The 475-nt window shown below is 32.0% G+C and carries 1 protein-coding gene; it reads right to left on the minus strand.

Annotated elements, in window-relative coordinates:
• Positions 1–113: 113 nt before the first annotated feature.
• A complete protein-coding gene (locus ACLWS4_RS37410) occupies positions 114–443 on the minus strand; it encodes an immunity protein YezG family protein (RefSeq protein WP_416876486.1) in 330 nt (109 codons plus the stop codon).
• Between the last annotated feature and the right edge of the window lie 32 nt (positions 444–475).

Below are 475 nucleotides of genomic sequence, written 5' to 3' on the forward strand. Positions count from 1 at the left end.
GGCTACGCCCTTCACACGATTGAAGTAGGGGTATCCTGCTGATTGTTGATAAAACTTCATCCCAAATAATGTAAACCACGGAAAGTTATTTATTTTATTACTTTGCTTGGTGCTTACTTTAAATATGTTGCTTCCCATGTTTCTTGCTTTTCAACGGGGTCAAGTTGGGAAAGATCTTCATACCCAAGTTTTATTTTCATTTTGCCAGTATGTTCAAGAATGTAAGTAAGATTTGTCCACTTGTCTTGTTGTTGTCTAACAAACTCTGATTGTAATTCTGAAAAAAGATCATATAATTCATTTTCTAGTTTTTCAAATTGTTCTTCTTTTAAATTGAATTTTACTGGAATCTCCAGGCTGTATACGGGTTCTTTGTTAGTAAAAGAATAATAATATAAGTAGACTTTTCTATAACTATCTCTCACCTCCGCATAAAGCAATATTTTTTTCCATTTTTATGGAATCATATCTACTA

The organism is Kitasatospora sp. SC0581, assembly GCF_048159585.1.
Taxonomy (GTDB): Bacteria; Actinomycetota; Actinomycetes; order Streptomycetales; family Streptomycetaceae; genus Kitasatospora.